Source organism: Enterococcus sp. SMC-9 (genome assembly GCF_021011285.1).
GTDB classification, from domain to species: domain Bacteria; phylum Bacillota; class Bacilli; order Lactobacillales; family Enterococcaceae; genus Enterococcus_C; species Enterococcus_C montenegrensis.
In genome coordinates this window covers 452,464-476,071 of record NZ_JAILYE010000001.1, presented here as the reverse complement: position 1 = coordinate 476,071, position 23,608 = coordinate 452,464, and the positions used below count along the sequence as shown (strand labels likewise).

General features: G+C 37.3%; 27 protein-coding genes, 2 tRNA genes and 1 other annotated feature. Of the genes, 24 read left to right on the top strand and 5 right to left on the bottom strand.

Going from position 1 to position 23,608, the window contains the following annotated elements; all coding sequences use genetic code 11:
* Positions 1–27: 27 nt before the first annotated feature.
* Positions 28–101, top strand: a tRNA-Arg gene (locus tag K4422_RS02400).
* 107 nt (positions 102–208) lie between these two features.
* On the opposite strand, the gene K4422_RS02395 is transcribed toward K4422_RS02400, so the two are convergent.
* The 3 genes from K4422_RS02395 to K4422_RS02385 form a co-directional block, all read right to left on the bottom strand.
* Positions 209–361 carry a hypothetical protein gene (locus tag K4422_RS02395; protein ID WP_230708913.1) on the bottom strand — a complete coding sequence of 51 codons (153 nt, stop codon included), beginning with the start codon at positions 359–361 and terminating at the stop codon, positions 209–211.
* A gap of 163 nt (positions 362–524) precedes the next feature.
* Positions 525–869, bottom strand: coding sequence for an iron-sulfur cluster biosynthesis family protein (locus K4422_RS02390; RefSeq protein ID WP_230708911.1), 345 nt, complete (start codon positions 867–869; stop codon positions 525–527).
* A gap of 61 nt (positions 870–930) precedes the next feature.
* Entirely contained in the window at positions 931–1,578 is a 648-nt protein-coding gene (locus tag K4422_RS02385) for a hypothetical protein (protein ID WP_230708909.1), read from the bottom strand.
* A 278-nt stretch (positions 1,579–1,856) separates the two neighbouring features.
* Here K4422_RS02385 and K4422_RS02380 point away from each other — a divergent pair, with 278 nt between their 5' ends.
* On the top strand, positions 1,857–2,900 hold the full coding sequence (locus tag K4422_RS02380) for a glycosyltransferase family 4 protein (protein WP_230708908.1): 1,044 nt from the start codon (positions 1,857–1,859) through the stop codon (positions 2,898–2,900).
* A gap of 104 nt (positions 2,901–3,004) precedes the next feature.
* Here the strand turns inward: K4422_RS02380 and K4422_RS02375 are convergent, their stop codons facing one another.
* Positions 3,005–3,655, bottom strand: a complete 651-nt coding sequence (locus K4422_RS02375; RefSeq protein WP_230708907.1) for a uracil-DNA glycosylase — start codon at positions 3,653–3,655, stop codon at positions 3,005–3,007.
* Between the two features lie 155 nt (positions 3,656–3,810).
* Positions 3,811–3,882, top strand: a sequence feature (ribosomal protein L21 leader region).
* 19 nt (positions 3,883–3,901) lie between these two features.
* On the opposite strand from K4422_RS02375, the gene rplU reads away from it, so the two are divergent.
* From rplU to K4422_RS02350, 5 genes are all read left to right on the top strand, one after another.
* Positions 3,902–4,210 (top strand): 50S ribosomal protein L21, encoded by a 309-nt coding sequence (gene rplU / locus K4422_RS02370; protein ID WP_016172553.1) that lies wholly within the window; start codon positions 3,902–3,904, stop codon positions 4,208–4,210.
* A gap of 23 nt (positions 4,211–4,233) precedes the next feature.
* Positions 4,234–4,578: a ribosomal-processing cysteine protease Prp gene (locus tag K4422_RS02365; protein WP_173102571.1), complete on the top strand. Its 345-nt coding sequence runs from the start codon at positions 4,234–4,236 to the stop codon at positions 4,576–4,578.
* A 12-nt stretch (positions 4,579–4,590) separates the two neighbouring features.
* Positions 4,591–4,884: a 50S ribosomal protein L27 gene (gene rpmA, locus K4422_RS02360; protein WP_016172551.1), complete on the top strand. Its 294-nt coding sequence runs from the start codon at positions 4,591–4,593 to the stop codon at positions 4,882–4,884.
* Between the two features lie 98 nt (positions 4,885–4,982).
* Positions 4,983–5,186: a cold-shock protein gene (locus K4422_RS02355; protein WP_206903849.1), complete on the top strand. Its 204-nt coding sequence runs from the start codon at positions 4,983–4,985 to the stop codon at positions 5,184–5,186.
* A gap of 78 nt (positions 5,187–5,264) precedes the next feature.
* Complete coding sequence (locus tag K4422_RS02350; protein ID WP_230708906.1) at positions 5,265–5,801, top strand: GNAT family N-acetyltransferase; 537 nt, start codon at positions 5,265–5,267, stop codon at positions 5,799–5,801.
* A gap of 37 nt (positions 5,802–5,838) precedes the next feature.
* Here the strand turns inward: K4422_RS02350 and K4422_RS02345 are convergent.
* Positions 5,839–5,911: transfer RNA gene (locus K4422_RS02345), tRNA-Glu, on the bottom strand.
* Between the two features lie 193 nt (positions 5,912–6,104).
* Between K4422_RS02345 and K4422_RS02340 the strand changes: the two genes are divergently transcribed.
* The 17 genes from K4422_RS02340 to efp all read left to right on the top strand — a co-directional run bounded on the left by K4422_RS02340 (position 6,105) and on the right by efp (position 23,590).
* Positions 6,105–6,278 (top strand): hypothetical protein, encoded by a 174-nt coding sequence (locus tag K4422_RS02340; protein WP_206903851.1) that lies wholly within the window; start codon positions 6,105–6,107, stop codon positions 6,276–6,278.
* Between the two features lie 138 nt (positions 6,279–6,416).
* Positions 6,417–9,272: a sigma-54-dependent transcriptional regulator gene (locus K4422_RS02335; protein WP_206903852.1), complete on the top strand. Its 2,856-nt coding sequence runs from the start codon at positions 6,417–6,419 to the stop codon at positions 9,270–9,272.
* Between the two features lie 236 nt (positions 9,273–9,508).
* Positions 9,509–10,000, top strand: a complete 492-nt coding sequence (locus tag K4422_RS02330) for a mannose/fructose/sorbose PTS transporter subunit IIB (protein ID WP_206903913.1) — start codon at positions 9,509–9,511, stop codon at positions 9,998–10,000.
* An 86-nt stretch (positions 10,001–10,086) separates the two neighbouring features.
* Positions 10,087–11,079 (top strand): mannose/fructose/sorbose PTS transporter subunit IIB, encoded by a 993-nt coding sequence (locus K4422_RS02325; protein WP_206903853.1) that lies wholly within the window; start codon positions 10,087–10,089, stop codon positions 11,077–11,079.
* Positions 11,080–11,103: 24 nt separating this feature from the next.
* The gene (locus K4422_RS02320; protein ID WP_206903854.1) at positions 11,104–11,913 is read left to right on the top strand and encodes a PTS mannose/fructose/sorbose transporter subunit IIC; all 810 of its coding nucleotides are present in this window, start codon (positions 11,104–11,106) and stop codon (positions 11,911–11,913) included.
* A 22-nt stretch (positions 11,914–11,935) separates the two neighbouring features.
* Entirely contained in the window at positions 11,936–12,847 is a 912-nt protein-coding gene (locus K4422_RS02315) for a PTS system mannose/fructose/sorbose family transporter subunit IID (RefSeq protein ID WP_206903855.1), read from the top strand.
* Between the two features lie 109 nt (positions 12,848–12,956).
* Positions 12,957–13,346, top strand: coding sequence for a DUF956 family protein (locus K4422_RS02310; protein ID WP_206903856.1), 390 nt, complete (start codon positions 12,957–12,959; stop codon positions 13,344–13,346).
* A gap of 453 nt (positions 13,347–13,799) precedes the next feature.
* Positions 13,800–14,033: a GlsB/YeaQ/YmgE family stress response membrane protein gene (locus tag K4422_RS02305; RefSeq protein WP_206903857.1), complete on the top strand. Its 234-nt coding sequence runs from the start codon at positions 13,800–13,802 to the stop codon at positions 14,031–14,033.
* A 177-nt stretch (positions 14,034–14,210) separates the two neighbouring features.
* Positions 14,211–15,278: a M24 family metallopeptidase gene (locus K4422_RS02300; RefSeq protein ID WP_206903914.1), complete on the top strand. Its 1,068-nt coding sequence runs from the start codon at positions 14,211–14,213 to the stop codon at positions 15,276–15,278.
* 168 nt (positions 15,279–15,446) lie between these two features.
* A complete protein-coding gene (locus tag K4422_RS02295; protein WP_206903858.1) occupies positions 15,447–16,250 on the top strand; it encodes a helix-turn-helix domain-containing protein in 804 nt (267 codons plus the stop codon).
* Positions 16,251–16,372: 122 nt separating this feature from the next.
* On the top strand, positions 16,373–17,719 hold the full coding sequence (locus K4422_RS02290; protein WP_206903859.1) for a carbohydrate ABC transporter substrate-binding protein: 1,347 nt from the start codon (positions 16,373–16,375) through the stop codon (positions 17,717–17,719).
* A 117-nt stretch (positions 17,720–17,836) separates the two neighbouring features.
* A complete protein-coding gene (locus tag K4422_RS02285; RefSeq protein WP_206903860.1) occupies positions 17,837–18,727 on the top strand; it encodes a carbohydrate ABC transporter permease in 891 nt (296 codons plus the stop codon).
* Between the two features lie 12 nt (positions 18,728–18,739).
* Entirely contained in the window at positions 18,740–19,606 is an 867-nt protein-coding gene (locus tag K4422_RS02280) for a carbohydrate ABC transporter permease (RefSeq protein WP_206903861.1), read from the top strand.
* 11 nt (positions 19,607–19,617) lie between these two features.
* Positions 19,618–21,771, top strand: a complete 2,154-nt coding sequence (gene gnpA / locus K4422_RS02275; RefSeq protein ID WP_230708905.1) for a 1,3-beta-galactosyl-N-acetylhexosamine phosphorylase — start codon at positions 19,618–19,620, stop codon at positions 21,769–21,771.
* Positions 21,764–21,928 carry a DUF6903 family protein gene (locus K4422_RS02270; protein ID WP_206903863.1) on the top strand — a complete coding sequence of 55 codons (165 nt, stop codon included), beginning with the start codon at positions 21,764–21,766 and terminating at the stop codon, positions 21,926–21,928. The genes gnpA and K4422_RS02270 overlap by 8 nt, the downstream gene beginning before the upstream one ends.
* Positions 21,929–21,939: 11 nt before the next feature.
* Positions 21,940–22,833: an ROK family protein gene (locus K4422_RS02265; protein WP_206903864.1), complete on the top strand. Its 894-nt coding sequence runs from the start codon at positions 21,940–21,942 to the stop codon at positions 22,831–22,833.
* Positions 22,834–23,032: 199 nt separating this feature from the next.
* A complete protein-coding gene (efp, locus tag K4422_RS02260) occupies positions 23,033–23,590 on the top strand; it encodes an elongation factor P (protein ID WP_206903865.1) in 558 nt (185 codons plus the stop codon).
* Positions 23,591–23,608: the final 18 nt, after the last annotated feature.

Genomic DNA, 23,608 nt, shown 5'->3' with positions numbered 1-23,608 from the left:
GTTTTCTATAATGAACTTTGTTGCTATGTCATAGTAGCTCAGCCGGATAGAGCATCCGCCTTCTAAGCGGACGGTCGGGGGTTCGAATCCCTCCTGTGACGCTAAAAAACCGCTAGAAATTAATATTTCTAGCGGTTTTTCTTTTTGGATTAAAAGTAGACTGATTAATAATTTGAAACCAAGGCAACATGATTGCCGCGTTCTTTGTTTAGTGAGCTGTGTGGCGGACAAATTTAAAATGCAGCGATTTATTTTTTCTTTCTGATGTCGTTTCTTGCAAAGCTTTTTTTATGATTTTTTCACGTGATTGCTTGTAAGCGTCTATTCGGCGGGCTAAAATTTCTTCTTTTGTCGTTTTCATAATAATCCCTCCTGTGTTTGATGTAATACAAGGGTAGCATCATCGCGGTCGCATTTCGAAGATATTGCTTGTAGTTTAGTGAACATACGTATGGCTTAAATGCAAAAAAACAGATAAACACGAAAAGAATTTAATCCATGGTGTTTACCTGCCAGATAAGTTTTTATTCTGCTGTTTGAAAAGCTACATTCATATCTAATATTCCTTCATCAGAACGTAAAACGAAATTACCGTAACTACCACTACGATCTAATGTGATGTTATGGGGCAAAAAGTTTTTTTCATAATCGGATATATACACTTGATATTGCTCGTTTTGTAGCTGTTCACTAAAAGGCGCTATTTTTTCTTTAATGGGTTTAATCAAAAAACGATCCCCAATCATACAACATCCCTGGGCTGATGAAAATTGATTTGAACCGTCATTTAAAGCTAATATGAAAGATTTGCTGCCGGCTAATTTATCTGCTAAGTAAAAAGCAGCTTCATTGGTAATGTGTAGTTTCATACGATCATCTCCTAGCGGCAGTATAAGCCCAGTGGCCAAAAATGAAAAATATTCTGCTTTATTAACGGTTTTTACTTAAAATAAAGTCATAGTCATGTGTAGTTTGTTTTTCTGAAGACGTGGCGTTGGCTTTTTTACCGGTAAATTTCAATTCAATAGTGGTAACGTCATCGGCGTCTGCCAATTTTTCTAGTGGATAAGCTGCGGTTCCGGTCACGGTTTTATTTGCAGGGATTTTTCCACCAAATTCGTCCATCGCTAAATTACCTGTCGTTTGCCCACTGGTATTGGTAGTTAAAACGCCTTTTTCAGGGGCGACATTTACCGCAGTATCGCCAGTTTCAATTGTAAAATGCATTAAAACATAGCCTTCGTATTCCTTGTTTTGTTTATCTTTATAATCTTTGATTTTAATGATTTTACATTCATCGCTGGTAATCGTCACATTTTCCCAATTGGCATCTTTTAAAGTGACGTCGTATTCTTTAGTACCAACTAATTTAGCTTTGGTCGCACCTGTCTTTTCAGCTAGTTGTTGATATTGAGCCTGATTGATTAATAAGTCGGGATTTTTATCGATACTCGTGGCTGTTGTTTTTTTTGTATTGTTTGAACTTGTTGCTAGCGTTACGTCTGTTGTACTTTTTTCGCGACAGCCTGATAATAACAAAGCCGCAGTTAGTAGCAGGGGAAACAATATCTTTTTCATCGCCATCCTCTTTTCGTTAGAAAAATTATTCTTTAATTAAATTTTAACATTTGTATGGGATAGCGCAAGCGAGAAGTCGGGCTTTAGCCTGATTTTATTCCCAAGAAGCTTATGCTATAATTGTCGTTAGATTAAAAAGAAATTTTTGGATTTGAATTTTTTTATGAAATACGTTTTAATGCCGTATTTTATTTATTGCTTGTTCAGCTGATGTTTAACTAAGGTATAAGAGGAGTAATACAAGCAAGTTTATAAATTAGATTTGAAGGGATTTTATTATGATAAAAATTACCATGTTTTCTCGAGCCGACACGATTAAAGGCCAAGGGGTGGGAAGTGCTTATAATGAGTTAATCAAGTTATTAAAGGCGCGTTTTAGCAATGATTTTGACGTACAAATCAATACCTATAAAAAATCAGACATCTCCCATTACCACACAATTAACCCGGAGTTTTATTTGTCGACCTTTTTTAAGAGACGTCGTGGTATTACCGTGGGATACGTTCACTTTTTACCTGAAACACTGGAAGGAAGCATTCATTTAGCCAAGCCGATTCAAAAGATTTTTAATTGGTATGTGTTATCTTTTTATCGGCGGATGGACAAATTGGTAGTTGTAAATCCTAACTTTATTCCTGAGTTGAAAAAAGCCGGAATACCCGCAGAAAAAATCAGCTATATTCCTAATTTTGTTTCAGCAGAAGAGTTCTACCAAATGTCCCCAGAAAAAAAATTGGCGCTCCGTCAAAGTCATAAAATAAAACCAGACAAATTTGTCGTTTTAGGTGTGGGACAAATTCAAAAGCGTAAAGGTGTAGATGACTTTATTCGTTTAGCAAAAGAGAATCCTGAGGTTTCCTTTATTTGGGTGGGGGGATTTTCTTTTGGCAAAATAACGGATGGCTATGAAGAATATAAAGAGGTTTATGAAAATCCACCTGCTAATTTAACCTTTACAGGCATTATTGATCGCAGCGAGTTGGTTGATTATTATAATATGGCCAATATTTTCTTGCTACCTTCTTATAACGAATTATTTCCGATGAGTATTTTAGAATCTTTTAGCTGTCAAACGCCGGTAATGGTCCGCAATTTAGCGCTGTATGAATCCGTTATTTCCGGCTACTATCTTGGAGCAGATGATTTTGAAGAAATGAATCAGGATATTAAAGCATTGCAAAGAAACGAAGCGTTATTAAAAAAATATGCTTGTCTTGCTCATGATGCTTCCAATTATTATTCTGAATCCCATGTAGGAGAAATTTGGTATGACTTTTATACCGGTCTTTTAAAGAAAGAGGCAGAAGAAGTTAATATTTAAAAACGCAACTATCGTTTTTCTGACAGGTTAGCAATAGTCAGTTAAAAAGCGGTAGCTGCGTTTTTTACTTATTAAAGATAGTTTTATAGTCTTTATTTTTAAAATTAGTTATTATCGACTGTTTGTAACAATTGACCGATGACTTGCCAATCGGCTTTTATTAAAGGGGCTAATTTACGGTTATAAAAAATGGCTGCCGGGTGAAAGAGGGGAACGATTGTGTAATCTTTTTTAGACCAAACGTAGCTTTCCATTTTTTCATTTAGCATTTGAATCGGGTGTTTGATTATTTGACCATGGAATTTACTAACGGTGTAAGTATTTCCTAATAAACGTTTTAGGCCGATATTTCCTAGTGTTGCGATTAACTTTGGCTTTACTGCTTTGATTTCATAATCTAAAAGTGGTGCATGGGCAAAAACTTCTTTTTTTGAGGGCGTGCGATTTGGGTAAACAATCTCTTTGGCACCTGTCTTTTTATTGACTCGCTCGTTTATTTTATAAGGGCGACTTCTAAGCGCACTGGTAATATAAACATCTTCTCTTGTTAGTCCAACACTTGCAAAACACGCCATTAATTCTTTTCCCGCTTGTCCGCTAAAGGAAATTAAATTTTCAATTTCTTTGCGGCCAGGAGCTTCACCAACAATCATTAATTTAGGATCTAGTGGACCACTGCCTGTAACAAAGCCTTCCAAGGCGTAATTTTTTGAACGCTCATTGACTATTTTAACCAGTTCTTTTGGATACTCCATCTTTATCCCTCCTATTTTTAGTATAACGCTACTCGTTTATAATAATGAAAAGTTATGTTTTTTATGAAGCTTAAAATTTACTTTTTCTTTTAGAAGAAAACTAATTGACGTCACGCTCATTTTTTGGTAAAGTGTAAATGTTGTAATTGTGGACTCCACAGCTACAACCGCTCAGAACAAGTATTAAGCACATTATGTCACTTGGGATGGCGAGTCTAAGTATATTATAAGGAGGTGCTTTAGAGCATGTACGCAATTATCAAAACTGGTGGTAAACAAGTTAAAGTTGAAGTTGGTCAAGCAATCTACGTTGAAAAATTAGACGTTGAAGCTGGCGGCAAAGTGACTTTTGACGAAGTTATCTTAGTAGGTGGCGAATCAACGAAAGTTGGCGCTCCAACTGTTGCAGGCGCAACTGTTGAAGGAACTGTTGAAAAACACGGTAAACAAAAGAAAGTTGTTACTTTCAAATACAAACCTAAAAAACACTCTCACCGCAAGCAAGGTCATCGTCAACCATATACTAAAGTGGTTATCGACGCTATTAACGCTTAATACTTGCGAGAAAGGTCGCACTAATGATCAAAGGGACATTCAAACGCAATGACTCTGGCCAGATTGTTACTTTCACATTGACAGGGCATGCCGAAGCTGGGCCATATGGTAGTGACATTGTTTGTGCTGGTGTTTCTGCGCTAGCAATCAGTACCATTAACGGCATTGATGCTTTAGCTGGGGTTGCACCTAAAGTTGAAGCAAACGAATCTGAAGGCGGCTATCTTAAAATGGATGTCGTGTCAGGTTTAACTCAAGAACAAACTAACATTGAACAAATTCTTTTAGAAAATTTGTTGTTAGGTTTACAGTCAATTGAAGCCGAAAACAGTGAGTTTATTCAAATTAATACGATTACAGAAAAATAGGAGGTGCATCTCATGTTGATGAAAATGAATTTGCAATTCTTCGCGCATAAAAAAGGTGGCGGTTCTACTTCTAACGGTCGTGACTCTGAATCTAAACGTTTAGGCGCTAAACGTGCGGACGGTCAAACTGTTACAGGTGGCTCAATCCTTTACCGCCAACGCGGTACTAAAATTTATCCAGGTGTAAACGTGGGTAAAGGTGGCGACGATACTTTATTTGCTAAAGTTGACGGCGTAGTACGTTTCGAACGTAAAGGCCGTGACAAAAAACAAGTGTCTGTCTACCCAGTAGCGAAAGAAGCTTAATTAAAAATGAAGTGTCGGTATTCGAATGGATGCCGACACTTTTTTTGTAGTTTTATAAGTTATGGTTTGGAGTTTTATGTTGAAAAGAGGTTAATCCATTGGAAGGAACTGTTAAATCTTTTAATGAAAAAGGCGGCTATGGTTTTTTAGTAAATGCCCATAAACAGGATATGTTTGTTTATCAAGATGATATTGTAATGCCCTCAGATAAGGTGCTTTTCGCCGGCCAAAGAGTAACCTATGAGGTTGCTACCAATCAAAAGGGGCAGCAAAAAGCGATTAACGTAAAATTGATAAATTAGAAACTGACACGACATGTCAAAAACAACTTGCAGAAATAAAATATAATGTGCTACGCTCTGTAAAAAAAGAGGGTTCCTATGACAGAAAAAATTCGTATTGCATCAAAGCAAGATGCCGCAGCAATCCTAGCGATTTACGCGCCGTATGTAAAAGAAACGGCTATCACATTTGAATATGAAGTTCCTACTTTAGCAGATTTTGAAAAACGGATTGAGCAAACGCTAGCTCATTATCCTTATCTAGTAGCAGAAAAAGAAGGGGCAATTGTAGGTTATGCATATGCTGGTGCTTATAAAGGGCGGTCTGCTTATGATTGGAGCTGTGAAGTAACAATCTATTTAGCCAAAGGTGAGAAGAGTCGGGGATTAGGGACACGTTTGTACCAAGCTCTAGAAGCGGAATTGTACAAACAAAATGTCGTACAATTGCTAGCTTGTGTCACGGCGGGAAATAGTGCTAGTATCAAATTTCATGAAAAACTAGGGTATCAACAAGTCGGTAATTTTCCTAATGTGGGTTACAAATTTAATCAATGGTACGATATTTTATGGCTACAAAAAGCGTTACAAGAAGTACCTCGTCTACCTGCAGACTTTATTGCTTATCAAAAATAAAAGACTTACGCTGAAAATTGCGTAAGTCTTTTATTAATAGCCTGTACGGGATTCGAACCCGTGTCTCCGCGCTGAGAACGCAGCGTCTTAAACCCCTTGACTAACAGGTCAAATTACTACGCTATTTATCTTAGCACTTTTTTTCTTGCTGTAAAGGAAAAGCACTTGTGTCATCTTACAAAAATGTTCGACACTTGATAGTTTAAACGCCGGTTAAGTGACGGAATCTTTGTTAGACTAGGGTAAATTAGTAAGCCATTTGTTAATATATTAAAAATGGTATTGTTTTAAAGGAGTGGAGCAATGAGTTTAATTGGTGTTGGCAGTTTTATCTTTGGTTTTGTATTGTTTGGGGTTGCCCTGATAAAAAAACAAGTGACGAAACAAAAAATAGTGCAATCGGAAACATTTCAATTAGCGGCATTATTAATTTTTGTCGGTTCATTTATTTTAGCTATGCCCCATTTGGGTATTTAATTATTAGTAACATAATAGTAGAGAAGTCATTTAAGGTGCTTATAGCTTAAATGGCTTTTTAGTTTGCGCTTTAAAGGAAAAAAGTTATAATGAAACAACACAGATGACACACTAGCACAAGTAAGGTGAGGAGATTCAATGACCAAGAGAATTGAACGTGTTTATCAGTTTGTTGCAACAAACGATCAGTTTCAAACGGGACTCACCACAAATGATGTGGCAGAAGGTCTTGTATTGCAGCGAACAAATGTAAGTAAGGATTTAAATAAATTAGTCCGTGCGCAACGCTTGCTTAAAATTGATGGCCGACCTGTTCGCTATACTGTTGCAAAATTAGATGATGCAATAGACGAAAATGAGATAAATCAAGCGTCTTATCCTAAAAATGAGCACGTGGCGAGTTATAAAGAATTTAGCATCCCTAAAAAAAAGCAGGGTATCCCTCAAGAATTACGGTTCGGTGATATTTTTTCACGAATTATTGGTTCAAATGGCAGTATGAAAAATGCTGTTGAACAAGCAAAAGCAGCAATTTTGTATCCACCAAAAGGATTAAATTGTCTCATCACAGGCCCTACTGGTTCAGGTAAAACGTATTTTGCTCATGCGATGTTTCGTTTTGCTGTCACCAGTCAGGTAATTGACAAGGAAAAAGAATTAATTGTTTTTAACTGTGCTGACTATGCTAATAATCCTGAGCTTTTAATGAGCCATTTGTTTGGTTATGTAAAGGGTGCTTTTACTGGAGCAGAGCAAGATAAAACAGGGATTATTGACCAAGCAGATGGGGGAATGTTATTTCTTGATGAAATTCATCGCTTACCACCAGAAGGTCAAGAAATGGTCTTTTATTTTATGGACCATGGGACTTTTTCTCGTTTAGGTGAAAGTAGTAAAAATCATAAGGCTGACGTGCGCATTGTGGGCGCGACAACAGAAGATCCAAGTTCGTCTTTATTAGATACTTTTGTTCGTAGAATTCCGATTAATATTCAGTTGCCGGCATTTGATCAACGGCCAGCAAGTGAAAAAGTTGATTTAGTCAAGGTGATGGTCGCCCAGGAAGCAGGTCGGATTGATCGGCAAATTTCTTTATCAGAAGATGTGGTTAAGGCTTTAATTGGTAGCGTTAGTTACGGCAACATTGGACAATTGAAATCAAATGTCCAACTTGTTTGTGCCCGTGGCTTTTTAAATCATATGAACAGTGATGAAATGAATATCACGATTGAGGACTTGCCAGAAGGGATTCGTTCGGGATTACTATTATTGGCCAATAAACGAGAAATCTTAAATGAGCTATCCAAAATTTTAGATCCTCAAATTGTAATTACGCCAAATGATCAAATGATTTTAATCCAGCAAGATACGTATGAATTACCGTATAATTTGTACGATATCATCGGAGATAAAGCTGCATTATTAAAAGCCGACGGACTAGATCAAGAAACGATTAATCACTTTATTTCGACAGATATCAATGTTCATTTGAAATCTTTTTATAAAAATCATGGTTTTGCTTTTAATGCAGATAATAAATTAGCTGAATTTGTTGATCAAAAAGTGATTGATACGACGAATCATATTTATGATATGGTACAGGAAAAATTAGGCTATGCTTTTCAGCAAAACTTTGTCTATGCTATGAGTTTGCACATTAGTTCTTTTTTGAAAAAATTAGAACATGGCGAAGAACGAAGTACAAATGACAATATTCGTCAAATGGTAGCCGGTTTTCCAGCTGAATTTCAAATTGCTCAAAAAATTCGTACCTATATTAGTGGAAGTTTTCATGTCGAAATTCCTGAAAGTGAAGATTATTACTTGGCAGTTTTGCTAATTTCTTTACGCGCAAACCAACAAGATGGCAAAATCGGAGTTGTTGTGGCGGCTCACGGCAATAGCACAGCTACGAGTATGGTGGAAGTGGTAACGCAATTATTAGATATTGATCAAGTGCAAGCTGTAGACATGCCTCTTGATATGCCGCCAAAAGTTGCCTTGGAAAAAGTTAGTCGTGCCGTTACCGAAGTTGATGATGGTTCTGGGGTCATGTTATTAGTGGACATGGGTTCATTGGCAACGTTTGGTAATGAAATTACCCAAAATACGGGTGTTGAAGTACGGACAATCGATATGGTGACAACGGCAATTGTTTTAGAAACAGTGCGAAAAGCTTCTGTTTTAGGAACGGATTTAGATAGTCTGTTTGAATCATTACATCGATTTAGTGGTTATACATTAATGTCACCACAACAAAATAATAATGTTACTGCAGCAAAACCTACTGCTATTTTGGCAGTATGTGCTTCAGGAGAGGGTACCGCCCAGCGAATCAAAGAAATTATTCAACGTTCTTTAAGTGGTGAACAAAAGCAGTTGCAAGTAATTACGCAATCGGTAGTTACATTGCCAGAGCAATTACGGCAAATTCAAACAGACTATAATTTAATTGCGGCAACTGGAATTGTCGATCCAAAGATTAATGCGCCATTTATTCCTTTAGATCGTTTTATCAATCAAGATGTCAAAGCGATTTTAAATCGACTACTATTGGATAGTGAACAGCTGCTTTCATATCCAAATGAAGCAATGCAAGAAGAAAAGGCTGTAGAGTTGATCAAACGCTTTATTAGTGAGAATTTTACTTTTATTAATGGAGAAAAACTTGCTCAACCCATTTGGGATTTTGTTTCAAATCTGGTGGAAGATGTTGGATTAAGTGATCATGAATTTGGTTTAGAAGTCAACTTGGCTTTGCATACAGCGGGTTTGTTGGAACGAGTAGTATTAAAGCAGCCGCTTGCCGTAACAAAAGAAGAAGAACAGCAACTAACTGCTGATCCAATTTACGAACAAGTGCATAATCATATTCAATCTTTTGGGCGAATGTTACGCTTAGGTGTTCCGCCGGCAGAAGAATATTATGTTTTAGAAGTATTGAAGACGCGCATTGAAGAGTTAAAAGAAAAGACTGTATCACCAAAAACGTAATTAAAATACAATACACAAAAAACGACACACTGTGTTAAAGTGTGTCGTTTTTTTGTGTATCGAAATTTTCATAGATTATTCTTTATAATTAAGGATTTTTAAAATTGTGTATCGTTTTTGAAGTTGGCACACATCTTGCTTATATATAGGTGACACAGGAGGTGAATACTCTGGCGTGAGCAGAGTTTAAAATTTTTGCTGCTCAGTTTTATTAAGTAGGAGGGTTGCTTGTGAGCATTGATATTGCCTTAGCGCGCATTGATGATCGTCTGATTCATGGACAAGTTGCGACGGCCTGGTCCAAACAAACCGGGATTGAACGCATTCTAGTTGTATCAGATGAGGTGGCCCAAGATCAGTTACGTCGGTTTTTGTTGCAAGAAGCTTCCCCACCAGGAATCAAGTCAAATGTGATTAGTGTTGATAAGATGATTACACTTTATCATGAAGATTTATTGGCTAATCAAAAAGTTATGTTGTTGTTTACCGATCCTAATGCTGTTGAACGTTTGGTTCGCGGCGGTGTTTTGTTGACTTCAATTAACATTGGTGGAATGCGATTTACTGTTGGAAAGAAGATGTTGACCAATTTTGTCTCTTTAGATCAAGCTGATATTGCCTCTTTTCAATTTCTTGCTTCACAAGGTATTGAATTAGAGTTGCGAAAGGTACCAGCAGATCGCAAAGTCTACTTAATGGAATTGTTGGAAAAGGAAAATTTTGTCTAGTTGGTTTTAATCGTCGCATTTTTGAGAAATTATTTATTTATCCCTTAGACGATTAGTAAAACAAAAATGTTATAGGAGGTATACAGATGGTAGGAATTATCCTGGCTAGTCACGGAGAATTCGCTGAAGGCATCTTGCAATCCGGCGCAATGATTTTCGGAGAACAAGAAAATGTTAAAGCAGTAACTTTAATGCCAAGCGAAGGTCCCGATGATGTAAGAGCCAAAATGGAAGCAGCGATTAGTTCTTTTGATGATCAAGATGAAGTATTATTCTTGGTCGATCTTTGGGGCGGAACACCATTCAACCAAGCGAATAACTTGTTTGAAGCCCACAAAGACAAATGGGCAATTGTTGCCGGCATGAACTTGCCAATGGTCATTGAAGCATACGCTTCACGCTTTTCAATGAACTCTGCACAAGAAATTGCAGCTCATATCATTGAAACTGCAAAGGAAGGTGTCCGGGTTAAACCAGAAGAATTAGAACCACAAACCGCGGCTCCAGCAGCAGCTGGAACAGGACAACCAACAGGTGCTATTCCTGAAGGTACAGTTTTAGGCGATGGTCATATCAAATTTGTTTTAGCACGAATTGACTCTCGTTTATTACACGGTCAAGTCGCAACAGCTTGGACAAAAGCAGTTGGTCCTAACCGCATCATTGTTGTTTCTGATGCAGTTGCCAAAGATGATTTACGTAAAAAATTAATCGAACAGGCTGCTCCTCCAGGTGTTAAAGCTAACGTTATTCCAATCTCTAAAATGATTGAAATAGCAAAAGACCCACGTTTTGGTAATACAAAAGCGTTATTGTTGTTTGAAAACCCAGAAGATTTGTTGAAAGCTGTTGAAGGTGGCGTTGATATTAAAGAAGTTAACGTTGGTTCTATGGCCCATTCAGTTGGTAAAGTTCAAGTCAACAAAGTGTTATCAATGAATAATGAAGACGTTCAAACTTTTGAAACATTAAAAGACAAAGGAATTACTTTTGACGTACGTAAAGTACCAGCTAACTCAAAAGAAAACTTTGACGAATTGTTGAAAAAAGCAAAAACTGAATTGGCAAACGCCAATTAGTCATAAGAAAGAGGAGGCTTAATCATGCACGATTTAAACATAATCCAAATGATTTTAGTGGTCATCGTTGCTTTCTTAGCTGGTATGGAAGGTATTTTGGACCAATGGCAATTCCACCAACCACTAGTAGCATGTACGTTGATCGGTTTAGTAACTGGTAACTTAGAAGTCGGAATCATCTTGGGTGGTTCACTACAAATGATCGCCCTAGGTTGGGCAAATATCGGTGCCGCAGTTGCACCAGATGCTGCTTTGGCAGCTGTCGCATCCGCAATTATTTTAGTTTTAGGTGGACAAGGAAAAGCTGGTGTTGCATCTGCTGTTGCCGTTGCTATCCCACTAGCTGTTGCTGGTTTGTTCTTAACAATGATCGCACGTACTTTAGCTGTGCCAATTATCCATATCATGGATAGCGCTGCTGAAGAAGGCGACTACCGTAAAATTGAACTATGGCAATGGGTTGCAATTTGTATGCAAGGCTTACGTATTGCTATTCCTGCTGCCGCTTTACTATTGATTCCTGCTGACACAGTACGTGGCTTCTTAGAATCTATGCCTGCTTGGTTAACAGATGGTATGGCAATCGGTGGTGGTATGGTAGTAGCCGTTGGTTATGCAATGGTTATTAACATGATGGCAACTCGTGAAGTATGGCCATTCTTTGCTATCGGTTTTGTGGTAGCGGCTATTTCACAATTAACATTAATCGCATTAGGTGCTTTAGCTATTTCTATCGCTTTAATTTACCTACACTTAGAAGAAACTGGTGGTTCAGGTAATGGCGGTGGCGGTAACACAGGCGACCCATTAGGCGATATTTTGAACGACTATTAATCTTGAAGGAGGAGAACAAACAATGGCTGAAAAAATTCAATTAACAAAAGCAGACCGTAGAAGTGTCATGTTCCGCTCAATGTTCCTTCAAGGTTCATGGAACTATGAACGTATGCAAAACGGTGGTTGGGCATATGCAATGATCCCAGCAATTAAAAAATTATATACAACCAAAGAAGATCGTGCGGCAGCTTTAAAACGCCACTTGGAATTCTTTAATACTCATCCATATTTAGCAGCTCCAGTATTAGGGGTTACTTTAGCCCTTGAAGAAGAACGTGCGAATGGTGCACCTGTTGATGATGTAGCAATTCAAGGGGTTAAAGTTGGTATGATGGGACCTTTAGCTGGTGTCGGTGACCCAGTATTCTGGTTTACTGTACGTCCAATGTTAGGTGCCTTAGGTGCTTCTCTTGCAATGAGCGGCAGCATTATGGGTCCATTATTATTCTTCTTTGCTTGGAATATTATCCGGATTGCTTTCTTGTGGTACACACAAGAATTTGGTTACCAAGCTGGTTCAAAAATTACTGATGACTTATCAGGTGGTTTGTTACAAAAAGTTACAAAAGGTGCTTCTATCTTAGGTATGTTCGTTTTAGGTTCATTAGTACAACGTTGGGTAAGTGTTAAATTTACGCCGGTTGTTTCTGAAGTTCAATTAGACGACAAAGCATTTATTCACTGGGATAAATTACCTGACGGCTGGAAAGGTATTCAAGAAGCCTTCAGTCAAGTAGGTGCGGGTCTTTCCCAAACTCCTACAAAAGTAACTACCTTACAAGACAACTTGGATCAATTAATTCCAGGTCTTGCTGGTTTATTACTAACTTTACTTTGCATGTGGTTATTGAAGAAAAAAGTTTCTCCAATCGTTATCATCATTGGCTTATTCGTTGTCGGTGTTGGTTTACACGTATTAAACATCATGTAATCAAAATTTTTTACAAGGGCTCAGGGGTTGTTCCCTGGGCTTTTGTTTTACATCTGGTAGTTGTTATAGCTATAATACTTAATAAATATCCATAAAGGAAGTGTCTGTAATGGTTCAGTCGTTAAATAGCAAAGTTGATTTGACTATTGATGCAACATCTTATCTTGGCATTGGTGAGTATGGGAAGATTATGATTGGTGATAAGGCCTTTGAATTTTACAATGATCGTGATATTAATAAATTCATCCAAATTCCGTGGGAAGAAGTAGATTTTGTGGTAGCTTCTGTTTATTTCAAAGGAAAATGGATCCCACGCTATGCTATTCAAACAAAGAAAAATGGGATTTACTCGTTTTCTTCAAAACAACCGAAAAAGGTTTTACGTGCCATCAGAGAATATGTACCGGCAGATCACTTGGTACGTTCCCTAACTTTTTTTCAAGTTGTCAAACGCGGGTTAAAAAGTTGGCAAGTAAAATTAATGGGCAAAAAACAGTAACCGTAAAGGCATGTGCTTTTATGGTTATTTTTTATCTGACAGAAAGGAAGTATAAATTTTTCATAAAAAAATATTGATTTGATTGCGCTAGCACTGACTAGCTTCACGAATCACTTTTTTCAAAGCTAAAATTTATGAAAATAAAAAAAGTCACTTTAATAATTTTTTGCCTTAGGGGGTAGGATTTCGTTAGCTTTTCCTACTCTAGTTGGGTTGTTGAAAATTACGTTGAAACTTAGAAATTAGATGTAACTATTTGGTATAAGTTAGTGTCGTTAACAACTTTTGATGACCACAAAAGATTGAAAAAAAGGCGTTCTTTGAGTCAATGTTTTCGTTATTATTTTGAAATATGTTACCATAAATTGAAGATAAATTTTAAATAGCTTATAGACAGCCTAGTTATTTGTTAGAAACTTTATTTTTGTAGTTTTTGTAAAAGGAGTGAAAAAAATGCTTTGGACATTAATTGTGGGTGCTGTGATTGGAGCAATTGCAGGAGCAATTACCGGTGAAAAACGGGGATGTTTGTTTAATATTATTGCCGGATTGGCAGGGGCTTCAGTCGGACAAGCACTGTTTGGCAATATGGGACCTGATATTGCGGGCATGGCGATTATCCCATCGATTTTAGGTGCGGTAATCGTTGTAGCGGTAGTATCTTTCTTTTTTGGTAAAGCCAAATAATGATTAAAAGGTTGTGAAAAACTATGCTGTACGCAACTACTTTTTGTAGTTGTGACGGATATGAATGGGAAATAACATTTGTATCCGTAAAGAAAGATAGTTTTGTCGCAATCTTTTTTATTTTCTCTTATATTTGCTATAATGATTGGGAAAGTCAAAAGAAAGAAGGAATTCAACATGATGTTACGAGTAGAAAAATTACGAGCAGCGATGCGCAAAGAACAAGTCGATGGCTTTTTAGTGACAAGTCCATATAATTTGCGTTACTTAACCAATTTTACTGGCACGACAGGTTTAGCTGTTATCACATTAAACAAAGCGTTTTTTGTGACGGATTTTCGCTATACAGAACAAGCTAGCGCACAAGCGCCTGATTTTGAAATTATTAAAAATGTAGGACCAATTTTTGACGAAGTAGCGGCATTATGTCAACAAGAAAATATCACTGCGCTAGCCTTTGAAGAAAACTATATTAGCTTTGCTGAATACTCTGTTTTAGAAGAAATCATAGAAGAAACACCGCTCATTCCTATTGCAGGAATGATTGAAACGCTGCGGGAAGTAAAAGATGAAAATGAGATTGCACTTATCCAAAAAGCATGCCAAATTGCCGATCAAGGTTTTGAACATGTTTTAAAATTTATTCGTCCGGGTATGACTGAAATTGAGGTTGCCAATCAACTTGACTTTTATATGCGCTCTCTTGGCGCAACCAGCGTCTCTTTTGACACGATTGTAGCAAGTGGTCTTCGTTCTGCAATGCCTCATGGGGTTGCCAGTGATAAAATAATTGAACAAGGTGATTTAATTACGTTAGACTTTGGTTGTTATTATGAGGGATATGTTTCGGATATGACGAGAACATTTGCAATCGGCGACCCAGGCGAAAAGCTAAAAGAAATTTATCAAATTGTGTTAGAAGCACAATTAAAAGTAATTGAAGCAGCACAACCAGGTTTAACCGGTATTCAATTAGATGCCATTGCCAGAGACCACATTGCAGCGGCTGGATATGGCGAAGCATTCGGACATTCTACCGGTCATGGTATTGGTTTAGAAATTCATGAAGGACCAAATGTTTCCTTTAGAGCAGATAAACAGTTTGTTGTAAATAACGTCATTACAGATGAACCAGGAATTTATTTACCGGGAATCGGTGGTGTGAGAATTGAAGATGATTTATTAATTACAGCTTCTGGGAATGAAGTCTTAACTCGCTCACCAAAAGAGCTGATTATTTTATAAGCTACTAAGCAAAAAAATGCGTTACTACTTGTTGGTAACGCATTTTTTATGTTTTTTTCTAATTTGACCCGAATGTTAATAGTATTTTTTTATTTGCAAAAAGAAATGCGAGAATTATTTTGACCTAAGTGAAAATAACGCTTACAATTCGAAGGAAGGAGGGAAATTATGGTAAAAGAAATTGATGCTGTTTTAAAGCAAGCTGAGCTAATCTATGTACATCAATCTAAATTTAGTGAAGAAGATTGGCATAGTACTTTACATACCCATTATTTTACGGAAGTTATGTACGTATTAAGTGGTAGGGGGAGTTTTATTGTCGAAGGGAAAGAATATCCGATTGCAGCCCACGATATTGTCGTGGTTAATCCGTATGTACGCCATACCGAAAAATCATCAGGAGAATTTCCTTTATGGTATATCGTGATTGGAGTGAACAATATCCGTTTTGTTAAACAAAACAAGCGGGAAAGCCACTATATTTTTCGCGATGTTTTGGACGAAATGGTGCCTTTATTAAAATTGATTATTGCTGAAATAAATGAAAAACAACAAGGGGCAAATGCTGTTTTGCAAAGATTGGCGGAAGTTGTTTTGGTGAAAGTTTTACGCAGTAATAATTTTAGTTTAATCGAGATTGAAAATAAAAATATTTCAAAAGATGGCGCGATTATTAAAGACTTTATTGATCAACATTATAAAGAAAATCTAACCTTAGATGTTTTATCCCGTCAACTGCATTTGGATAAATACTATATGATTCATATTTTTAAAGAGAACTTTGCTGAAACACCCATGAATTATATGATGCAAAAGCGTCTAGAAAACGCCCAAGAATTATTAATTAGTACCGACTATTCTGTTGGTCAAATTGCAGAAATTGCGGGTTTTACTTCGCAATCTTATTTTAACCAAGCCTTTAAAAAAGGGATTGGCACTTCCCCTAATCAATATCGTAAACACCACCGTTAGTTTTAGTATATTTTACTAAATCGGGAATTTATAAATATTTCTAAAAAAACGACCAATATTTTAAAACTAAAGCGCTTACAATAAAGGTATACTTAAGCCATCAAATGAGGGAGGAATCCGACATGAAAAAAGCATTAGGATTGGTATTAGCTTTGGGGTTATCAGGTCTTTTACTAGCAGGTTGTGGCGGTGGTGGCAGTACTGACGGCAGCAACGGAGACAAAGCAGCAGGAGATAAAAAAGTTTTGAAAGTGGCGGCACTAGAATCTGCCTATGGCGCAGATATGTGGGATAAAGTAAAAGCTGCATACGAAAAAGACAATCCCGGCGTGACCGTAGAATTGACCGTTGACAAAAAACTAGAAGATGTCATTAGTCCAAATATGAAAGCAGGAAACTATCCAGATGTAATCTTACTTGCGACCGGGCGTGAAGCGGGGTTGACCGAAACCTTTATCAAAGACAAAAACTTGGAAGATTTAACAGATGTATTTGATATGAAAGTACCTGGTGAAGATAAGACCGTGAAAGATAAATTGATTCCAGGCTTTATTGATACACTAGCAACAAATCCTTACAATGACAAAAAGACGTATATGGCTCCGATGTTTTATTCACCAACTGGTTTATTCTATGATGCAAATCTTTTAAAAACTAAAGGTTGGGAAGTACCAAAAACTTGGGATGAGATGTGGGATTTAGGTGAAAAAGCGAAAAAAGAAGGAATTGCATTATTTACTTATCCAACAGCCGGTTACTTGGACTCATTTATGTATAGTTTGCTTTCTGTAACAGGTGGCCCAGAATTCTTTAATGAAGCGATGACCTATCAAAAAGGAGCTTGGTCTTCTAAAGAAGCGACAGAAGCATTTGATACAGTTGGTAAATTGGCGAAATATACGGCTACAACAACAGTTGCCAATGCCAATGACAATGACTTTACTAAAAATCAACAACTAATTTTAGATGATAAAGCGATCTTCATGCCAAATGGAACATGGGTACCTGGTGAGATGAAAGATGCACCACGAGCTGATGGTTTTGAATGGGGAATGACTGCTTTGCCTGCCTTTGAATCAGGTGGTGATAGCTATTCTTATACATTCTTTGAACAAATGTGGATGCCAACAGGAGCTGCAAATAAAAAAGAAGGTAAGAAATTCATTTCTTATATGTACTCTGATAAAGCAGCAGATATCTTTAAAGAAGCTGGCGCAATTCAACCAATCCAAGGGATGTCAGAAAAATTAGAGGGCGACAATAAATTATTCTACAGTATTTACGATAATGGTGCCAAAGCAGTAATGGGTGGCCTTGAAAATACTGTAACAGTTGAAGGCGTAAATATGCGGGATACATTATTTAGCGCAGTAGACAGTGTTGTTTCTGGCGATAAGACAGTAAAAGACTGGCAAGATAGCGTTGTAAGTGCGGCGGATAAAATTCGTGAAGCAGCAGATAAACAATAAGTAGCAGATAAAAGGCTGTGACAAAGGAATTTGTGGCAGCCTTTTATCATAAAGTAGTAAAAGTTATAAATAAAAAAATAATATCTGTTTATAAATAATACTAAAAAAGGTGATCCTATGAATGAAAAGAAACAAAAGAAGGTGTTTATCACTTTATGTCTGCTCCCAGCGACATTATTGGTATTGATTTTCATGGTGTATCCCACCATTAATGTTTTCTTTATGTCCTTATTTAAATGGGGCGGTTATTCTGCTGAAAAGACATTTGTTGGGTTAGATAATTTTAAGACCTTAATTAAAGACATGGCATTTTTCCGTTCTTTCCAGAACACAATTTTATTAATTGTTATCGTTACTATTTTTACGTTAGCTCTAGCCTTAATTTTTGCTTCAATTTTGACGCGGGAAAAATTCAAGGGTGTTAATTTATTCCGGATTATTTTTTACATCCCTAATATTTTATCAATCGTTGTTATTGCAGCTATTTTTTCTGCTATTTATGATCCCAGCAGCGGGTTATTGAATAATTTATTAAGTGCAGTGCGTCTTGAAAACTTACAACAGTTGTGGCTGGGTAATCAAAAAATTGTTATCTATTCAATTGGGGCGGCCTTAATTTGGCAGGCAATTGGGTATTACATGGTGATGTACATGGCTTCAATGGCTTCAATTCCAGAAAGTCTTTATGAAGCTTCGGCTCTAGAAGGGGCGAGTGCAATCCAGCAATTCTTCACGATAACATTGCCACTAACTTGGAGTACCATTCGAACAACCTTAACTTTTTTTGTGATTAGTACGATTAATTTAAGTTTCTTATTAGTCAAAGCAATGACCAATGGTGGTCCAGATGGCTCAACAGAAGTATTTTTAAGTTATATGTATAAACAAGCTTATACAAATTCTTCTTATGGCTATGGGATGGCAATCGGAGTGGTTGTCTTTACTTTTTCGTTTATCTTATCTGCAGTGTTAAACAAAATTACCAAACGTGACGTTTATGAATTTTAGGAGGGAAACAAGATGAAAAAATCTACAAAACTTTATAAAATCTTTGTCTATGTTGCCCTCATCACGTTGGCAATTTCGATTGTTGTACCGATTGCGTGGGTATTTTTAGCATCAATTAAAGAAAATTCAGAGTTTTACGGCGATCCGTGGGCACTACCAAAAGGCTTTTATTTCGACAATTTTGTAGCCGCCTTCCAAAAAGCTAACATGGGACTTTACATGTGGAATTCAGTCAAAGTAACAGCACTGGCATTAGTGATTTTAATTGTTGTGGCACTCCCAGCAGCATACGTTTTAGCCCGCTTCAAATTTAAAGGCCGTGGGATTTTAAATACATTGTTTATGATGGGCTTGTTTATTAACTCCAATTATATTGTCGTACCGATTTTTCTAATGCTTTTGGACGGGGATAATGCATTGCGAAAAATCAGTGGTCAAGGTTTCTTTATTGATAATCTCTTTGTTTTAGCCCTTGTGTATGCCGCTACGGCCTTACCTTTTACGATTTATTTATTATCAAATTATTTTCGTACGTTATCTTCTTCTTATGAAGAAGCAGCTTATATTGATGGCGCTGGTTTTTTCAAAACGCTGGTGGTCGTCATGGCGCCTTTGGCAAAACCAAGTATTATTACGGTTATTTTGTTTAACTTCTTGAGTTTTTGGAATGAGTATATCATCGCCTTAACGTTGATTCCAGGTCCGAATAAGACGTTACCAGTCGGGTTAATTAATTTGATGGCCGGACAAAAAGCTGCTGCTAATTATGGGCAATTATACGCCGGTTTAGTAATCGTGATGTTACCTACACTAATTTTATATATTTTAGTTCAAAAACAATTGACCCAAGGAATGACAGTTGGCGGGAATAAGGAATAGGAGAGACGAAGATGGAAAAAGGAAGAGTAACCATTCCAAGTGAGAGTAACTTCTTGGCAGAAACCAAACGTTTAATGGCTTTGTGGGGGGCAGATGCCATTCGCGATAGCGATGGTACAAAGCTTGATGAAGAGCTAAAACAAATTGGAGCAAAAATTTATACGACTTATTTTGTAGCAAGAGGACACAATGACTTTGCCCAAAAGCACTTAGAAGAAGTGCAACAAGCTTTTTTGTTAAGTGAGCGGGTCTGTGCCACAGAAGATGAACCTAAAATTTGGTTTATGAAAGGTTATCTAGAAGAACAACTGCAACCAAATTACAGAGAAGATCCCAAAGAATTATGGGAAGTATACGATCGAACGACTGGTGAGAAGTTAGCCAATGAAGATTGGGAAGTGGATCAAAAACAAAATGTCGTTTCTTTAAAAAAATGGCAACCTTATCATGAGTACACAGTTTCCTTTTTAGCCAGTATGATTTGGGATCCAACTCAAATGTACAATCATATCACCAACGATTGGGGAGATAAACCCCATGAGATTCCTTTTGATATTAGACAGCCTGAGTCCAAAGCCTTTGTTCGTAATTTTTTGACCAACTGGCTAGCCGATAATCCAGATACTGATGTGGTGCGTTTTACGACCTTTTTTTATCATTTTACACTATTTTTCAATGATCAAAAAAAGGAAAAATTTGTCGATTGGTTTGGTTATGGTTCGACGGTATCTGTGCGAGCGTTAAAAGAATTTGAACAAGCCTATGGCTACAAATTACACGCTGAAGATTTTGTTGATGAAGGGTATTATAATTCACCATTTCGTGTTCCTTCCCAAGCCTTTTTGGATTATATTGATTTCATCCAACGCTTTGTTGCAAATGAAGCCAAAAAGCTAGTGGAAGTTGTACATGATGCTAAACGAGAAGCGATGATGTTTCTAGGAGATAACTGGATTGGAACAGAGCCCTATGGACCTTATTTTAAAGAAATTGGCTTGGATGCAGTTGTAGGAAGCGTAGGCAACGGAACGACTTTAAGAATGATTTCAGAAATTCCCCATGTGAAGTACACGGAAGGAAGATTTTTACCGTACTTTTTCCCAGATGTTTTTTATGAGGGAAATGATCCAACAATCGAAGCCAAAGAAAACTGGTTAACAGCGCGACGCGCTATTTTACGTAAACCTGTCGATCGCATTGGTTATGGCGGGTATTTATCCCTAGCCAATAAATTTCCTGAATTTGTTGATTACGTAAGTAGTGTCACTGCAGAATTTCGCGATTTGTATGAAAGAATAGCAGATGTCAAACCTTATGTAGGCATAAAAGTTGGTATTTTAAACTCTTGGGGAAAACTGCGTTCATGGCAGACTCATATGGTGGCCCACGCTTTGTGGTATCAACAAATTTATAGCTATCTTGGTGTCTTAGAGTCATTATCAGGACAAAAAATTGCCGTTGAATTTTTAAACTTTGCGGATATAAAAGCAGGTGTTCCAGGAGATATTGATGTTTTGATTAATGTAGGAGATGCGGGTACCGCGTTTTCTGGTGGCAAAAATTGGCAAGATACACAATTAATTGCAACTTTAACGAAATGGGTAGCAAACGGTGGTGGTTTAATTGGAATTGGAGAACCAACGGCTCATCTAGCGAATGGACGCTTCTTCCAATTGGCGCATATTTTAGGTGTCGACAAAGAATTAGGATTCAGCTTATCGACAGATAAATACTTTAAAGATGAAGTTTCAGCACATTTCATCACCGACAAAGCAACGCAGGTAGAATTTGGAGAAATGCAAAAAAATATTTATGCACTATCGGAAGAAACACAAATTTTACGCTATCTTGATGGTAGTGTACAATTGGCTACCCACGACTTTTCTAAAGGACGTGGCGTGTACTTTAGTGGCATGCCTTATTCACCAGAAAATGCACAAATCTTTTTACGGGCCATTTATTATGCAGCCCATAAAGAAGAAGAGTTAAACATTTGGTATGCAGAAAATCCCGATGTGGAAGTTCATGCGTATCCAGAAAAAAGACAATATGCGGTGGTAAATAATACAGACGAAAAACAAGTGTCAAAAATTTATACAGACAAAAAAAATTACGTGATTACATTGGCTCCTGGGGCAATCGAATGGAGGAATTATGATGAGTAAAGCGAAGTTTTGGCTGCAGGTAGCAGTCTTTATCGTCTGTTTTTTATTAATCGTTTATGGTCAAAAAAATATTGGCTATACAGGTTTAGCGTTACAAGTTGTAGGTCTTGCAGGGCTACTTAGTCTTTTGTGGCGCTATAACAAAAATTATCAGTAGGAGATGGCAAAATGAAATATGCAATCGGTATTGATATTGGGGGGACAAAAGTTGCTGGTGGTTTGGTGGATGAACTGGGGAATGTCACCCATATCACCCGTCTACTTTCAAGTGCTAGTGATCGTGAAGGAATGTTTGCTGTCGTTTGTCGCGTAATCGAACAAGTGTTAGTTGATAGTAAGTTATCCCCTCATGAAGTGTGTGTAGGACTAGGGGTTCCCGGTCTAGTGGACCGCAAAGCTGGTGTGGCAGTTTTTCAAAATAATTTAGCTTGGGAAAATTTTCCAGTTGTCGCGCGTTTAAGAGAAGCATTCCCGGCTGTGGGAAATATCGTGATCGACAATGATGTCTATCAAGCAACGCGAGCAGAATGGAATTATGCTGGTCTTAAAAATGAGGAATTACTCGTCTATGTCACCATTAGTACAGGATTGTCTTGTGCTATTATGACTAGAGGTGACTTTATTCGTGGCAATGGTTTTGCCGGAGAACTTGGTTTAATTCCATTAAAGAAAAGAAATGGTCAAATGTATTCTGTCGAGCAAAGTGCGGCAGGTCCTGCTTTAGCAGAACAAGGCAAAGAAGCCTATAATGATGGGACTGTAACACCAGAAGAAATTTTTCGCCGTTATCGCTTAGGAGAACCCTTAGCAAAAGATTTAGTGGAAGCTTGGGGCAAAGATGTTAGTCAGGCGATATACACCATCGTGTCATTGCTAGACCCACAAAAAATTGTTTTTGGCGGCAGTGTTATGACGCTAAATCCTGATTTACTTCCATTAATCAAAACAAAATTAGGAGAATGGATTGTTCCTGCGCAAAGTCATAGTATTAGTACATTAGCTATCTCTCCTTATCCAAACACTGGCGGAATTATTGGGGCTGGTTTACACGCCTTGCAGTAATTTTTTAAGCGCAATTTTTTATTTGGTTTTATCCGATAAAAAATTGCGTTTTTTTGTCGTGAACGCAAACGGTTTTACATAAGAGTTGTAGCTAACAAAGAGGGTTTTTATAGCCTTTGGATTAAAATAATGATAAACTATTAACGAATATGCTGGATTGCAGACAGCCTTTTGGTGCTAGTAAATAAGGAGGATAGCCATGATTTCAGTAAATGATTTTAAAACAGGTTTAACAATTGAAGTTGACGGTGATATTTGGCGTGTGGTAGATTTCCAACACGTAAAACCTGGTAAAGGGGCAGCTTTTGTCCGTTCAAAATTAAAAAATTTGCGGAATGGCGCCGTGCAAGAAAAAACTTTCCGAGCCGGTGAAAAAGTTGCGAAAGCGCAAATTGATAATCGTAAAATGCAATACTTGTATGAAAGTGGCGACAGCCATGTTTTTATGGACTTGGAAACTTATGAACAAATTGAGATTCCAACAGAACAAATTAAAGACGAACTGAAATATATGCTAGAGAACATGGAAATCACGGTTATTATGTATGGATCAGAGATTTTAGGTGTTGATTTACCAAATACTGTGGTTTTAGAAGTTGCTGAAACAGAACCCAATATCAAAGGAGATACTTCTTCTGGGGGCGGTAAACCAGCAACCATGGAAACTGGCGTGACCGTGAACGTACCGTTTTTTGTTAATCAAGGTGATAAATTGATTATTAATACAACTGACGGTTCATATGTTTCACGCGCATAATTGTAATTAGACTGGGGG

Excerpts from the sequence above, each read along its gene's own strand:
- K4422_RS02395 (WP_230708913.1), bottom strand. The coding sequence starts at position 361 with ATGAAAACGACAAAAGAAGAAATTTTAGCCCGCCGAATAGACGCTTAC.
- K4422_RS02390 (WP_230708911.1), bottom strand. The coding sequence starts at position 869 with ATGAAACTACACATTACCAATGAAGCTGCTTTTTACTTAGCAGATAAA.
- K4422_RS02385 (WP_230708909.1), bottom strand. The coding sequence starts at position 1,578 with ATGAAAAAGATATTGTTTCCCCTGCTACTAACTGCGGCTTTGTTATTA.
- K4422_RS02380 (WP_230708908.1), top strand. The coding sequence starts at position 1,857 with ATGATAAAAATTACCATGTTTTCTCGAGCCGACACGATTAAAGGCCAA.
- K4422_RS02375 (WP_230708907.1), bottom strand. The coding sequence starts at position 3,655 with ATGGAGTATCCAAAAGAACTGGTTAAAATAGTCAATGAGCGTTCAAAA.
- rplU (WP_016172553.1), top strand. The coding sequence starts at position 3,902 with ATGTACGCAATTATCAAAACTGGTGGTAAACAAGTTAAAGTTGAAGTT.
- K4422_RS02365 (WP_173102571.1), top strand. The coding sequence starts at position 4,234 with ATGATCAAAGGGACATTCAAACGCAATGACTCTGGCCAGATTGTTACT.
- rpmA (WP_016172551.1), top strand. The coding sequence starts at position 4,591 with ATGTTGATGAAAATGAATTTGCAATTCTTCGCGCATAAAAAAGGTGGC.
- K4422_RS02350 (WP_230708906.1), top strand. The coding sequence starts at position 5,265 with ATGACAGAAAAAATTCGTATTGCATCAAAGCAAGATGCCGCAGCAATC.
- K4422_RS02340 (WP_206903851.1), top strand. The coding sequence starts at position 6,105 with ATGAGTTTAATTGGTGTTGGCAGTTTTATCTTTGGTTTTGTATTGTTT.
- K4422_RS02335 (WP_206903852.1), top strand. The coding sequence starts at position 6,417 with ATGACCAAGAGAATTGAACGTGTTTATCAGTTTGTTGCAACAAACGAT.
- K4422_RS02325 (WP_206903853.1), top strand. The coding sequence starts at position 10,087 with ATGGTAGGAATTATCCTGGCTAGTCACGGAGAATTCGCTGAAGGCATC.
- K4422_RS02320 (WP_206903854.1), top strand. The coding sequence starts at position 11,104 with ATGCACGATTTAAACATAATCCAAATGATTTTAGTGGTCATCGTTGCT.
- K4422_RS02315 (WP_206903855.1), top strand. The coding sequence starts at position 11,936 with ATGGCTGAAAAAATTCAATTAACAAAAGCAGACCGTAGAAGTGTCATG.
- K4422_RS02310 (WP_206903856.1), top strand. The coding sequence starts at position 12,957 with ATGGTTCAGTCGTTAAATAGCAAAGTTGATTTGACTATTGATGCAACA.
- K4422_RS02305 (WP_206903857.1), top strand. The coding sequence starts at position 13,800 with ATGCTTTGGACATTAATTGTGGGTGCTGTGATTGGAGCAATTGCAGGA.
- K4422_RS02300 (WP_206903914.1), top strand. The coding sequence starts at position 14,211 with ATGATGTTACGAGTAGAAAAATTACGAGCAGCGATGCGCAAAGAACAA.
- K4422_RS02295 (WP_206903858.1), top strand. The coding sequence starts at position 15,447 with ATGGTAAAAGAAATTGATGCTGTTTTAAAGCAAGCTGAGCTAATCTAT.
- K4422_RS02290 (WP_206903859.1), top strand. The coding sequence starts at position 16,373 with ATGAAAAAAGCATTAGGATTGGTATTAGCTTTGGGGTTATCAGGTCTT.
- K4422_RS02285 (WP_206903860.1), top strand. The coding sequence starts at position 17,837 with ATGAATGAAAAGAAACAAAAGAAGGTGTTTATCACTTTATGTCTGCTC.
- K4422_RS02280 (WP_206903861.1), top strand. The coding sequence starts at position 18,740 with ATGAAAAAATCTACAAAACTTTATAAAATCTTTGTCTATGTTGCCCTC.
- gnpA (WP_230708905.1), top strand. The coding sequence starts at position 19,618 with ATGGAAAAAGGAAGAGTAACCATTCCAAGTGAGAGTAACTTCTTGGCA.
- K4422_RS02270 (WP_206903863.1), top strand. The coding sequence starts at position 21,764 with ATGAGTAAAGCGAAGTTTTGGCTGCAGGTAGCAGTCTTTATCGTCTGT.
- K4422_RS02265 (WP_206903864.1), top strand. The coding sequence starts at position 21,940 with ATGAAATATGCAATCGGTATTGATATTGGGGGGACAAAAGTTGCTGGT.
- efp (WP_206903865.1), top strand. The coding sequence starts at position 23,033 with ATGATTTCAGTAAATGATTTTAAAACAGGTTTAACAATTGAAGTTGAC.